Raw genomic sequence first — 12,802 nt, forward strand, 5'->3', positions numbered from 1 at the left:
GATGATGGTGGGAGCGCTATTTGTTTGGTTCAGGGCTTAAACCGAGGGTTACCAAATAGTGCTGGCCGTTTTCATCCATGTCTAGACCAGAAGTAAAATCCTCAACCAACGCCTCAATGCGGTGCACCAAGTCTTGGCGCTGTTGCGCGTTTAAGGGCACTGAAAATTGCAAAGCAAGGGCGTTCTTTTTGTCGGTTCCAATATGCGCTTCGCCAGAAAGCAATGCGCGCCGCAACTCGCGCTCGGCCTGCCGATAGCCAGCCGCAGCATTATCTGCAACGGCCTCTAAATAGTCCCTATCGCGGTTAGATGGGTCTGTTTCAAGTAAATGCGCCACGGGTCGATAAAGCTTTTCAATACGCGCACCTGAGCGGCGTTCGCCATTTTCAAGCACCAACCCTACCGCAACCAATTTGTCCATGTGATGGTAAAGCGCATGCGGTGTCTTGCCAATCAGTGCGGCTACTTCCTTGATTGAGCCTTGGCCCAATTGCAACAATCCCTGAAAGACCAAACGACTTGTGGGCGCACCAAGCGCTCGCAATTGTGCAGGTTCGCTCAAAACAAATTTCTGGGTCACATCTTGAAAAGGCGCATTGCTCATATTAAATATTTTTCATAATTTTTAATAAAGTGAAAGCCCCATCCAGATGTTTCCCCGCTTTTTACCGATTAATCTGCCCAAGGCCCTGGCCGCATTGACCCTAGTGAGTATGCCTATGTCCGCTGTACACGCACAAGACCAGACCAATATGCAATCCATGCTTGAAAACCGTCTTCCCGCTATTTTGCAAGACGCCGATCAAATCGGCAATGCTGGGATTGTGATGCACAAAGGGGAAGTCATTGCACTAGGCGCCACCGGAAACCGCCAAAAGAACGGTGAAAGCAAAGTCACAAGGAACGACAAGTGGCATATTGGTTCGATCACCAAATCCATGACGGCAACAATGATCGGTAGATTGGTCGACAAAGGCTATTTCAGCTTTGACGACCCAATTGCCGAACTTCTGCCCAGCAAAATTCAAGAAATCGATCCAGCTTGGCACAATGTCAAATTGATCGACCTGTTGCACCATACTTCCGGCGCAAGCGCCAATTTTGGTCCCACAACCTTACTTAACAACAAATTTGAAAGCCAAAACGAAGTGGATGAAGCGCGGCGAACCGCCGTTTTCAAGACCTTAGCAAAAGCGCCTGCACATGCACCAAACACCAAGTTCGAATACTCAAATATTGGCTACACAATTGCCGGCACCATAGCCACGCAAGTCACTGGGAAATCCTGGGAAAAACTGATGCACGAGGAATTATTTGATCCGCTTGGGCTTGAAAGTGCCGGATTTGGTGCACCTATGGGTGAGCAGCCTTGGGGACACACAAAAACCTTATGGCTTTTCACAAACCCAGTGGACCCGACAAAACACGTTGCCGATAATACGCCAATAATGGGGCCAGCAGGCACAGTCCATATGAGCATTGAGGACCTAGCGCGATATGGCCAAATGCATCTTCAAGCCGCAAAAGGCGACACCCAGTTTCTGTCAGCTTCAACAAGCAAACGCTTGCACACCGCATCCGACCTCACAATTTCAAATGAAAACTACGCTGCCGGTTGGGTTTTGGTTCCCCTGCAGCCACCTCTGCAAGGCGAGGCCATATTCCACAATGGCTCCAACACCATGTGGTATGCCTTTTTGGCCGTGGCGCCACAATATGATTTGGTCGCAGCCTTTGTCACCAACACAGGCACAGTTGAAAGTTCTGAGAACGCTTTTGCAACCTTGTTCAATGAAATCGCAACGCAAATAGCAAAGGCGGAGAAGCAATAAGCTCCCCCGCCTCAATAATCTAGATAATCAGCTTAGCTCGAACTAGAACTCCGCCCAATCGTCGCTAATCGCCGCATTGCCATGTGTACCATACGCCTTAGCAGCTGGTGCAGCACGAGGTGCCGGTGCCGATGGTGCAGCAACTGGCGCAGGTTTCGACATGACTTTGGATGGTGTTGCGCTACCGCTAATGCGGAACACTTCAACAATGTCATCCAAATCATTTGCCTGATTTTCAGTTTGAGCGATGGCTGCGTTGGTTTCTTCAACCAGCGCCGCATTGTGTTGCGTCATTTCATCCATCTGACGCACCGCAGTACCAACTTCTGAAATCGCATTTGATTGCTCTTTAGAAGCCTGCGCAATTTCCGACATCAGGGTGGCGTTTTCTTGTACCGCCGCCAACATCTCGTCAAGTTTCTCAGACGCACCGGAAACCAGTTTGGTACCCTCAGACACTTCGCCTGCGCTTTGTTCAATCAGCACCTTCACTTCAGACGAAGCTTCCGCTGCAGATTGCGCCAACCGTCGAACCTCTACGGCCACAACCGCAAAGCCCTTACCCGCTTCACCCGCTCGTGCGGCCTCAACAGAAGCGTTAAGCGCCAGCAAATTGGTTTGGAAAGCGATATCATCGATCATGCCGATAATATTCGAAATCTTTGAAGAAGAAGACGTAATGCGTTCCATTGCCGTTGTGGCATGGGTCATCGCTTCACCACCAGCCGAAGCAAGCTCAGATGCTTGTGCGGTTTTCTGTGTCGCCATCTGAGCCTTTTGCGCATTGTCGGCAACCGTCTCAGACAATTGCTCCATTGCAGCAGAAGTCTCTTCAATGGTTGCGGCCTGACGGGTCGTGCGCTCACTAAGATCATTCGCGCCCGTTAGGATTTCACTTGTCGCCGCTTTCAGCCCGCTTGAAGTCTCTTTCAATCGACCAACAATCTCAGTCAGACGATCCGCCACCGCATTGGTGTCTTGTTTCAGTTTCAAGAACGAGCCTTGATACTCACCTTCTACACGCAATGTAAGGTCAGTCTTGGCCAAAGCTGCCAAGACTTCACCAGTTTCACGCAAGCCGCGCTCAACAGTGTCCACCAAGCCGTTTACGCTCGTGCCAAGTGTATTGAGTTCAGGATCTGGGAATTCCATATCAACACGATGCGAGAAGTCACCTTCGCCTGCGGCATCGACAACCTTACCAAAGGCTGCCTGTAGATTTTGCATCATCTGGGCACGTTCTTCGCGCGTTTGCGCTTGGCGCTCAACATCTTCTTCGCTGAGCTGCGCCATTTTCAAACCGTTCTCTCTGAACACTTCAACAGCGCGCGCCATCTCTCCAATTTCATCAGAGCGGTCAGCGCCAGGCACATCAACTTCATGATCCCCCGATGCCAGCGTACCCATTGTACGTGTCAGGGCTTCTACGGGTTTGGTGATAGAGCGACCAATAAAGAAGGCTAGGATGAGCAATGCACCTGCAATAGCGGCGGTAAGCGCCAACTGCTGCATAATCGTTTCTTGGTTTGCGGCCCGCAAATCATCAACATAGACGCCTGTACCCACGATCCAGCCCCAAGGCTCAAACCGTTTCACATAGCTATTCTTATCAACTGGCGTTTTTTCTTTTCCGCGTGGCCACACATATTCCATGAAGCCGGCGCCTTCTTTTTTCGCCAAAGCAATCATTTCAACGAAAATTGGCTTGCCATTTGCATCTTTCAATCCAAGTTGATTGCCACCCACCAATTGCTTGGCAAATGGATGCATAATCATCACGCCTTCATCATTCACTGCAAAGAAATACTCATTGCCGCGATATCGAATATCTTCGATGGCACGCAATGCCGCAGCTTGCGCTTCTTCGACGGTAATTTCGCCCGCTTCAGCGCGATCATAGTTCGCTTGAACAATGGCTATTGTTGAATCTGTGAGCGATACCAACTCTTGCGACCGCAAGGTAGTACGTGTGTTGTTGATGTTTGTAATGCCCAGATAAGCCAGAAGACCAACTGTCAACATCGACAGCGCCACCAGCAAATAAATCCGCGCAGAAATCTTGAGTTTGTGCATGCCTTATACCCCAGCTTACAAAGCTTGAAGCGCGCCTGCCACGCATATGCTTCAAGCCAAAAAATCACTAGGCTTTGTTTTGCTTGCAACGGGTGTGTTCATTTTGCCCCGAACAACACCAGCGTCCAATAAACAATCCAACGCCTAGTTGACTATGTCGGGCCCACTTTGCGCTAAAACTCCTTAAGTAAGCATAAACCATTAGCGAATTTTTGCCGCAGCCGCTGCGACCTCGCGTCGCGGACATTCGCACATCGAAAAAGAGCAATAAAAAAAGAATTTGCTTTCTAAATTGAACTGCATTAAACAGGCCCAAACAGTCAAAAAGGTAGAGCGATGACGAACGCACCAAGATTTTTGGGATTGGCAGGAAGCCTGCGACAGAACTCTTACAACTTTCAATTGCTTGAAGCGCTTAAGACAATTGGCCAAGGCAAAGTTGAACTAGAGCTATATACCAACCTGCCCAACATTCCGCTGTTCAATGAGGACCTCAAGCCTATTGAAAATCGGCCAAAATCTGTGATTGACCTTTGCGCGCAGATCGAAGCGGTAGATGGACTTGTTATCGCCACGCCGGAATATTGCCAATCAGTTCCTGGCGTTTTGAAGAACGTGCTCGATTGGATTTCAATCAGCAAAGCATTGGATGAAAAGCCCGTCGCTATTCTAGGTGGCACCACCGGCATTTGGGGAACCCGTTATGCGCAAGCCAGCCTTCGCCACACCCTTGTGTCCATTGGTTCGCACACAATGCAGCGCCCGATGGTTTTCGTAAATGACATCAGAAATCAGTTGCCGCACGGTGATCAACCGATTGCTCCCGAGTTGGGACAACGCCTTACAGCTTTTGCTGACGGCATGCAAAAATGGGCTGCGCTTCATAAATAGGTAAAAAAGCCAATTGGAAAAAACAAAACCCCGGTAGCAAAGCTGACCGGGGTTTTTGTTTGGTGCGGGTGGAGGGAATCGAACCCCCACTCCCGAAGGAACGGGATTTTGAATCCCGCGCGTCTACCAGTTCCGCCACACCCGCACTAAGGTGATGGGGGCGGAATATACCCAAAAAAGTCACCGCGTCAATCACTGATTGACACGAAATTCAAACTGATTACATCTGTGAGCCAAAAGGGCGACTTGTCCTTGAATGAATTTGAGGATTTTTGCTTGTGATTAGACGCCTATATGACTGGGTTTTAGCGCTCGGCGCTTCCAAACACGCCCCCAAAGCATTGGGCGCAATTTCTTTCGCCGAAAGCTCATTTTTCCCGATCCCGCCTGATATCATGCTTATTCCGATGGTCTTGGCCAAACGCGAACGCGCATGGTGGTTCGCACTTATCTGCACCATCACTTCGGTACTTGGCGGCCTGCTCGGCTACTACATTGGCGCCGCACTGCTCGAAGCGCTCGCACGCCCAATCCTTGAATTTTATGGCTATTGGTACAAATTTGAGGACTTCCAAGCCGCCTTCAACGAATGGGGTTTGCTCATCGTCTTTGTATTTGGGTTGACGCCTTTTCCCTACAAAGTGATTACAATTGCGTCCGGCGCAACTGGCCTTAATCTGCCCATATTTATCCTCTCCTCTATCGTGGCGCGCGGCTTACGTTTCTTCATCGTTGCTGGCTTGCTGTTTTTCTTTGGTCCACCAATTAAAGACTTTATCGAAAAACGCCTCGGCCTCATGTTTTTCATTGGCTGCGCATTGCTAATTGGCGGATTTGTGGCCATCAAATTTGTGCTTTGATCGCCACCAAAGATATTGGGGACATTCGTGTTTGAGTTGAACGCTAAAAACCTAACCATTGGCGCAACAGCGCTTGCCGCAGCGACAATTACCAGCGCCTATGCGTTTCAGTATATTGGCGGCTATATCCCATGCGATCTTTGCTACGAGCAGCGCAATCCATACTACATCGCCATTCCAATTCTATTGATGGGCATCTTTTTGTGGGATCGACTCAACGCCAACTATCGCACCATTTTGCTAGGTGCTGCCGCCTTGATTTTTGGCTATGGCACATGGACGGCTGGCTATCATTCTGGCGTTGAATGGAGTTGGTGGCCCGGCCCTGACACCTGCACCGGCGTTGGCGCGGGCATCAATGATTTCTCAGCACTTGAAAACATCAACGAAACTGTGGTGATCCCTTGTGACCGCGCACAAGTGCGCTTCTTCGGCCTCAGCTTTGCAGGCATGAATGCCATCGTGTCATTGATCCTGACCTGCATCACCCTTTATGCGGGCCACATCAATTTCCACGCGAACAAGCAGGGTTAAGACGAAAACTCTACTGCTAGTCGGACCTCTAGTTCAATCTGTTTCGCTAAGCCAGTCTTCAGCCACAGGGTCATAGCGCCAAGTAACGCTGCTTGGAAAATCCTCAACTGCCATCTCAAGTATTTTCACTATCTCGAGAATGGGAACAAAATAGATCCATTTGCGTTTTTCAAAATCTGAATTCGTGTATAGACCCGCCCAATTACGATCTTCTTTCACAAGCGCTTGAGTGCAATGTGCATGAATAAACTGATTGCATACGAAAATTGCACCTTTCAATATGGGTTGCTCATTTTCAAGTTCGTATTCATCCAAATCCTTGTATCGCAACCTATGTGGCCTACCATTGAATGCGAATCTTAGGATTTTTGCACGATGGTTTTTGAACTTCGTTGAAAATTTTCCATCCTCTGCTAGCCGCCTGACCATGAAGAGCGCCATAGTCACGTCTTTTTCGAAATTAACAAGCACGCGTTCGGTCCTTCGGGCCGGGTTTTTCACCGGCTTGAATTCTTTTACATATTCGGCAAGATCTTCACGCCAGAAACGAGATTCTATGACCAAGGTTCAGCTCCAATTTCTACAATCGCCGTACAAATTGTAGATCAATATTAACAGCAGTTCGAGAAGTCTGACGAGCGTGATGGTTACTTAATGCGAGAAGCTTGAGGTCGTTTTTGTGTGGCGGACGCTCCAAACAGACACTTTCACCACAGGAAAGCGCGAAGATGAATTTCAGATTTGAGTCGAAAATGATGGCGCCCAAGAACCGGCGCGCAACGTACATTTAGTACGTGAGCACCGGAAGCGCAGGACACGTCCATTTGCAGACCAATTGTGTGGTTCAGGGCGCGTTCTAAGGTTCGAGTTCGATATCCCAATAAAGATAATCCATCCAACTTTCATGCAAATGGTTTGGCGGAAACTTTCGCCCGTTTGCTTGCAGATCATATGAAGTGGGCTGGAATGGCGTTTGGCTTGGCCACATGCCAATGTCTTTTGGCATCTTGTTGGCTTTGCGTAAATTGCAAGGCGAACAAGCGGTCACCACATTTTGCCAAGTGGTGCGCCCACCGCGCGAACGTGGGATTAAATGATCAAAAGTGAGGTCACTATTTGACCCACAATATTGGCATTCAAATCTGTCGCGTAAGAACAAATTAAAGCGCGTAAAGGCCGGGTTGCTTGCTGGTTTGATATAGGATTTTAGACTGACCACGCTGGGCAGTCTCATCTCAAAGCTCGGGCTTTTGATCACCCGATCATACTCAGAGACAATATTGACCCGATCCAAGCAAACCGCCTTGATAGCGTCCTGCCACGACCACAATGACAATGGATAATAGCTCAGCGGACGAAAGTCCGCATTCAACACGAGCGCTGGAAGAGCTTCGGGTGACACATGGATTGTCACACCTTCCTCCTTTGGTGAGAATCACTCCACTAAATATTCACGTGCCATCATTGTGCCGTAAGATGTCAGCCGTGTGAAGGCTTGTTAACTTTTCATTTACTCTTCAACAGCGATCTGATCGTCTGGCTTAAACACATGGCTCAAAAACCCTGTGGCGAATTGCAGGCCGTCCATAGCGATTGAATGCCCGGTCTTTTGCGTTACCTTGAGCGACACATTGACGTAAAACTCTTCTAACACTTCTTTGGCTTCTAAACTGCCGGCAACTGGAACGACCTCATCATCTTCCCCATGCACCAAGCAAACCGGTGGTGACGTTTCCATCTCATCGCCAATGGTTTCTGGATCGACCATTTTGCCCGAAAAGCACAAAATGCCTGCAAGCGGCTCTTCAAAACGAAGCCCAGTATATAGCGCCATCATCGCACCCTGGCTGAACCCACCAAGCACCACGTCTTTCAATTCAAGTCCCGCATCAGCGGTGCGTTCCAAAACGTAGTCGCGAATAATCGGATAGGCTTGCTCGGCCCCTGCCTCATAATTTGCGTGGCCACGCTCCAAATCCAGATGGAACCACTCAAAGCCAAACGGGTTCACAGAGCATGGGTTTGGCGCATTGGGCGCCAAAAACTCAACGTCAGGAAACCCTTGATTCCAAAAGTTGCCAAGGCCAATCATGTCCTTACCGTCAGACCCATAACCATGCAGCAAGATCACAAGCTTTTTCGGTGGAAGGCCATTGGCAGGTTCAAGTTTTGGGCCAAATAATTCGCTCATATCAATATGCCTTCTTTATTCTTTATCACCGCATAATAGCGCCACATCAATCGCGCCGCCGCACCTCGATAGGGTGACCATTTTTGCGTCAATTTCATGGTCTCGCTTATGCTGGGTGTAACATCGCAACCCATATGGTGCGCAACAATTTTTCGCAAAGCCAAATCTCCAGCTGGGAAAATGTCTGGGTGACCAACGCAAAAGCTTAAATAAACCTCCGCGGTCCAAGGCCCAATACCCTTGATGGCAGTGAGCATTTTCATCGCCTCGAACATTGGCATGGTTTCAATCAAATCATAACGTAGCGTTTGTCCAAGCTCGGCTTTTGCAATGGCGCGCAATGTCAAATATTTCGCATTTGAAAGCCCAACACCGTCAAATGCTACTTCGTCCAAGTCCAAAAAACGCGCGGCATCAACGTCGCCCATTACCGCACGAAATCTGTCCCAAATCGCTGCTGCAGACTGCACCGACAAAAGCTGGCCAATCACAATGCGCGACAGCCCGCGAAAGCCACCAGGCTCAAACCGCAACGGCACCGGATCGCACAGCGCCACCACATCGCCAAGGGTTGGATCTTGAACCACCAAAGCGCTCAAATGGCTGCGCAACACATCATCGTGACGCAAAAAATCATCTTGGCTTGTGCGATTCATGTTTGTCTTTCTTGTTGGCGCATGGCAACTAGAGCGCCATGAACATTTCTGATCAACCCATATTTCGATTTGCCCCCAGCCCCAATGGGCAATTGCACCTTGGCCACGCCTTTTCTGCGCTTCTTACGCAAGAACTAGCACAAAAGGCCGATGGCAAATTGCTGTTGCGTATTGAAGACATCGACACCATTCGCTGTACCGAAGAAGGCATTGAGCAAATGCTCAATGATTTGGACTGGGTCGGCTTTGCTTGGGATGAAGAACCTAGACGTCAATCTAATCATTTTGACGACTATCAAAAGGCGCTTGATCAGCTAAAGGCCGATGGGTTGATTTACCCCTGCTTCTGCTCACGCAAACAAATCAAAGACGCTGCCACCGGCGCCAAAGACCCAGATGGTGCGCCCGTTTACCCCGGCACCTGCAAACATATGAGCCCATTCACCCGCGACAAGCATATGGCTGAAGCCAAGGCTTTTGCATGGCGTTTGGATATGGACAAAGCGATCCAAAAAGTCGGTGATATAACTTGGCAAGAGCTCGACGAAGAGTTGAGCCATGCTGAAACCATTAAGGCTGACCCAGCGGCATGGGGGGATGTGGTATTGGCGCGCAAATATACGCCAACCTCATATCACTTAAGCGTTGTCGTGGACGATGCGGATCAAAACATCACCCACATCACACGCGGCAAAGACCTATACTTTGCCACCGCAGTGCACCGCGTGTTGCAAGAGTTGCTGCAATTGCCAGAACCGCAATATTACCATCATGGGCTTATCCTTGACGACGAGGGCAACAAGCTTTCCAAATCAAAGAAATCACTCAGCTTAGAAGCCTTGAAGAAACGAGGCTGGACGCCAGAACAAATCCGCGCCCAGCTTGGGTTAGATGAAGAAGATGAAAGCGCCGGCGAAGACTAAGCCAACACTGGTGCGCGCTTCATGCCTTTAAGCTTTTCAAGTTCAGTTTCGGGCAAATAGGACAAAGTCGTTTCGGCCACAGCACGTTCGAAACTGGTGCCAAAGCCATCACCCAAAATCGCATCCAGCTTGGGATCAATCAACTCTTGTGGCGATTGCCACAAATAGCGCATTTTGATCACTTCCCGAATTACAGGTTGGAACAGTCCCATGATGGAGAATGCCCACCATGGTAGTTTCTTCACCGCATATGGCTCAGGTACAACCCGCTGAATGGCATCTGCCATTTCATTGCCAGTGACAAAATGACCGTGAAAATGGAAGTTTTCAAACGCTCCCAGCTCATCGCGTTTTGCTGCGACTTTTTCAAAGGCACGGCCAAAGTCTGGCAAGTAAGCCCAGGAATGCTTTGTTTCCCCATCGCATGGCTGTGTGATTTGGCGCCTCTTGAAATTCATCGCGATCCCGAGGTCAAACCAGCTCCCTTCGGAACCCGGACCATAGAAATCGCCCCCGCGCAAAATATGCGCTTTGAACCCATGCTGTTCAGCAGCATCGCGCAAATCATCTTCCATGCGCTTGCGAATTTCGCCCTTTGCCGTTTCCGGGGTTTGCGGAGCATCTGGGGTCATGCGGTGTGTGTCGGCAGAAAAATTGTAAACATTGCCGGGAAAAATCAATATCTTTCCTGTGCCTTTCATCGCCTCAATAACAACCTTATTGAGCTGTTCAGCTTCGCGTTCCCACCTATCATAAGGCAGATTTAGCGCATGGATTACAACGTCGGCATCTGCAATTGCGCGTTTCACATCGGCCAGTTCAAATCCATCGCCCTGACAAAATTCAAACCCTTCAAATTGGGCTCGGTTTGATCGACCAAAACCGATCACATTCCACCCGCTTTCAATAAATGCTTTTGCAGCGAACTGACCAATTCGGCCGTTAATGCCCAAAACTGTTACTGTATCAGTCATGTTATTCTCCTTGATTTCAAATTCGTTTGCTTGACTGACACCCAAGATATATATTCATTTTCAAATTGAAATTCGCTAAAACTGCAGTTGAGATATTCAATTATGAATAAGACAAATCTACCGTCCGAACCTGATTGGTTTCTGTGGCGCTCATTTTTGGCGGTAATGGATGGAGGGTCTTTGTCAGCGGCCGCGCGCGCATTGGGTGCATCTCAGCCCACTATTGGCCGGCACATTGAAGAACTTGAGAGCTGCCTAAACGCTGTTCTTTTCGACCGCACAGGGCGCGGCCTGAACCCCACCTCGATCGCGCATCAATTGGTCGACCCGGTTCGCCACGCCAAAGCGGCACTAGCTGAGGCACAACTGGCCGTCACCGGCGCAACTGAAGTGCTTGAAGGCACGGTGCGGATCACCGCATCGCAAATCATCTCGCACAATATCCTACCCGCAATCATGAAAAAATCGCGCCAACAGTTCCCAATGATCGAGTTAGAAATCGTGCCCTCGGATGCGGTAGAAAATCTACTCCTACGCGAAGCTGACATTGCCATCCGGATGTTCCGCCCCGGCCAGCTTGATGTGGTGGGCAAAAAAATCGGCGAAGTGCCCCTTCGCGCTTGCGCGCACCAATCGTACCTTGATGAACATGGCACACCACAAAAACCTGAAGACCTTTATGACCACGAGATTATTGGCCTTGATCGTCAAGACGATATTATCCGCGTGTCAAAGTCGCTTGGCTTTCCGCTCGAGCGGGACAATTTCAAGCTGCGTACAGACAGCCAAACGCTAATTTGGGAAATGGTCAAACAAGGTCTTGGCGTTAGTTTTGCCCAATTCAACTTGATCGAAAAGACCCCAGGGATGGTGCATGTTGTGCCCGACCTTAAAATCCCCTCAATGGAAATGTGGCTGGTTGCGCACCGCGAGGTGCATAAGGCAAAACGCATCCGCGTCATTTATGACCTGTTAGCTGCCGAACTAACCGCCTATACTCGCAACTAAACGTTGACTGAAAAAGATTCGAGCACATGCAACCGATCAGCATCCTTATTTTCGTCGCCTTGGGCGTGGTCGCCCTAATCCTCTTTGCCGGCTTGTTCAATATGTTCCGTGGCGGCAATCCAAACCTGTCGCAAAAACTGATGCGCGCACGTGTGATTGCCCAGTTTGTGGCCTTGGTAATTTTGGTCATCGCCGCCGTTTTCTTTGCGCCACGCTAAGAGGGTCAAATGGTCAAACTCAACAAAATCTACACCCGCACGGGCGATGATGGCACCACAGGTTTGGTTTCCGGCCCCCGCCGCTCAAAAGCTGATATTCGGGTGGAAGCCTATGGCACGATCGACGAAGCCAATTCAACCATTGGCCTAGTGCGCCTACATACAGGCAGCGACCATGACCTTGATGAAGTGTTGGCGCGCATCCAAAATGATCTGTTTGATGTGGGCTCAGACTTCGCGACGCCTGGTCCAGACGAAGGGTTGAGCTACGAGCCATTGCGCGCTGTGCAAAGCCAAGTGGATTGGCTTGAGACAACAATCGACCGCTATAACGAACGACTTGAGCCGCTCAAAAGTTTCACCCTGCCCGGTGGCAGTGCCTTGTCCGCTCACCTTCATTTGGCCCGCACCGTGGTGCGACGTGCCGAACGCATTGGCGTTGCCTTGATGGATGCAGAGCCAGAAACCAACCCAATTGCGGTGAAATACCTCAATCGATTGTCTGATTTGCTGTTTGTTTTGTCTCGTGTCACAAATGATGATGGCGCACGCGATGTCTTGTGGCAGCCCGGTCGGTTTAGAGAATAGCGTCGCGACGGCGGTAAATAGATGATGGCGGGGGTGCCGGGGACGCGAATGCAA

The 12,802-nt window shown here is 49.7% G+C and carries 15 protein-coding genes and 1 tRNA gene; 8 read left to right on the plus strand and 8 right to left on the minus strand.

Annotated elements, in window-relative coordinates; translation table 11 throughout:
* Window positions 1-16: 16 nt before the first annotated feature.
* On the minus strand, window positions 17-604 hold the full coding sequence (locus tag QQL65_RS04050) for an ArsR/SmtB family transcription factor (RefSeq protein ID WP_284362221.1): 588 nt from the start codon (window positions 602-604) through the stop codon (window positions 17-19).
* A gap of 115 nt (window positions 605-719) precedes the next feature.
* Between QQL65_RS04050 and QQL65_RS04055 the strand changes: the two genes are divergently transcribed.
* Window positions 720-1,832 carry a serine hydrolase domain-containing protein gene (locus QQL65_RS04055; protein WP_284362222.1) on the plus strand — a complete coding sequence of 371 codons (1,113 nt, stop codon included), beginning with the start codon at window positions 720-722 and terminating at the stop codon, window positions 1,830-1,832.
* Window positions 1,833-1,874: 42 nt separating this feature from the next.
* Here the strand turns inward: QQL65_RS04055 and QQL65_RS04060 are convergent, their stop codons facing one another.
* A complete protein-coding gene (locus tag QQL65_RS04060) occupies window positions 1,875-3,905 on the minus strand; it encodes a methyl-accepting chemotaxis protein (RefSeq protein ID WP_284362224.1) in 2,031 nt (676 codons plus the stop codon).
* A gap of 336 nt (window positions 3,906-4,241) precedes the next feature.
* Here QQL65_RS04060 and QQL65_RS04065 point away from each other — a divergent pair, with 336 nt between their 5' ends.
* Complete coding sequence (locus QQL65_RS04065; protein WP_284362226.1) at window positions 4,242-4,796, plus strand: NADPH-dependent FMN reductase; 555 nt, start codon at window positions 4,242-4,244, stop codon at window positions 4,794-4,796.
* A gap of 60 nt (window positions 4,797-4,856) precedes the next feature.
* Here the strand turns inward: QQL65_RS04065 and QQL65_RS04070 are convergent.
* Window positions 4,857-4,941, minus strand: a tRNA-Leu gene (locus tag QQL65_RS04070).
* 133 nt (window positions 4,942-5,074) lie between these two features.
* Between QQL65_RS04070 and QQL65_RS04075 the strand changes: the two genes are divergently transcribed.
* Window positions 5,075-5,656 carry a YqaA family protein gene (locus tag QQL65_RS04075; protein ID WP_284362228.1) on the plus strand — a complete coding sequence of 194 codons (582 nt, stop codon included), beginning with the start codon at window positions 5,075-5,077 and terminating at the stop codon, window positions 5,654-5,656.
* Window positions 5,657-5,683: 27 nt separating this feature from the next.
* On the plus strand, window positions 5,684-6,190 hold the full coding sequence (locus tag QQL65_RS04080; protein WP_284362230.1) for a disulfide bond formation protein B: 507 nt from the start codon (window positions 5,684-5,686) through the stop codon (window positions 6,188-6,190).
* Between the two features lie 33 nt (window positions 6,191-6,223).
* On the opposite strand, the gene QQL65_RS04085 is transcribed toward QQL65_RS04080, so the two are convergent.
* From QQL65_RS04085 to QQL65_RS04100, 4 genes are all read right to left on the minus strand, one after another.
* Window positions 6,224-6,631 carry a hypothetical protein gene (locus QQL65_RS04085; protein WP_284362232.1) on the minus strand — a complete coding sequence of 136 codons (408 nt, stop codon included), beginning with the start codon at window positions 6,629-6,631 and terminating at the stop codon, window positions 6,224-6,226.
* Window positions 6,632-7,046: 415 nt separating this feature from the next.
* On the minus strand, window positions 7,047-7,604 hold the full coding sequence (locus QQL65_RS04090; RefSeq protein ID WP_284362233.1) for an HNH endonuclease: 558 nt from the start codon (window positions 7,602-7,604) through the stop codon (window positions 7,047-7,049).
* 96 nt (window positions 7,605-7,700) lie between these two features.
* Complete coding sequence (locus QQL65_RS04095) at window positions 7,701-8,381, minus strand: alpha/beta hydrolase (RefSeq protein WP_284362234.1); 681 nt, start codon at window positions 8,379-8,381, stop codon at window positions 7,701-7,703.
* On the minus strand, window positions 8,378-9,037 hold the full coding sequence (locus QQL65_RS04100; protein WP_284362235.1) for a DNA-3-methyladenine glycosylase family protein: 660 nt from the start codon (window positions 9,035-9,037) through the stop codon (window positions 8,378-8,380). The genes QQL65_RS04095 and QQL65_RS04100 overlap by 4 nt, the downstream gene beginning before the upstream one ends.
* A 38-nt stretch (window positions 9,038-9,075) precedes the next feature.
* On the opposite strand from QQL65_RS04100, the gene gluQRS reads away from it, so the two are divergent.
* Entirely contained in the window at window positions 9,076-9,960 is an 885-nt protein-coding gene (gene gluQRS, locus QQL65_RS04105) for a tRNA glutamyl-Q(34) synthetase GluQRS (protein WP_284362236.1), read from the plus strand.
* Here gluQRS and QQL65_RS04110 read toward each other — a convergent pair.
* Window positions 9,957-10,934: an NAD-dependent epimerase/dehydratase family protein gene (locus QQL65_RS04110; RefSeq protein WP_284362238.1), complete on the minus strand. Its 978-nt coding sequence runs from the start codon at window positions 10,932-10,934 to the stop codon at window positions 9,957-9,959. The genes gluQRS and QQL65_RS04110 overlap by 4 nt on opposite strands.
* Window positions 10,935-11,036: 102 nt before the next feature.
* Between QQL65_RS04110 and QQL65_RS04115 the strand changes: the two genes are divergently transcribed.
* The 3 genes from QQL65_RS04115 to QQL65_RS04125 are packed head-to-tail and all read left to right on the plus strand — an operon-like array spanning window position 11,037 to window position 12,748.
* Window positions 11,037-11,942, plus strand: a complete 906-nt coding sequence (locus QQL65_RS04115; protein WP_284362240.1) for a LysR family transcriptional regulator — start codon at window positions 11,037-11,039, stop codon at window positions 11,940-11,942.
* A 26-nt stretch (window positions 11,943-11,968) separates the two neighbouring features.
* A complete protein-coding gene (locus tag QQL65_RS04120; RefSeq protein ID WP_284362242.1) occupies window positions 11,969-12,160 on the plus strand; it encodes a twin transmembrane helix small protein in 192 nt (63 codons plus the stop codon).
* A 9-nt stretch (window positions 12,161-12,169) separates the two neighbouring features.
* Window positions 12,170-12,748 (plus strand): cob(I)yrinic acid a,c-diamide adenosyltransferase, encoded by a 579-nt coding sequence (locus tag QQL65_RS04125; protein ID WP_284362243.1) that lies wholly within the window; start codon window positions 12,170-12,172, stop codon window positions 12,746-12,748.
* Window positions 12,749-12,802 lie beyond the last annotated feature (54 nt).

It is taken from the genome of Maritalea porphyrae (genome assembly GCF_030159895.1).
GTDB lineage: Bacteria > Pseudomonadota > Alphaproteobacteria > Rhizobiales > Devosiaceae > Maritalea > Maritalea porphyrae.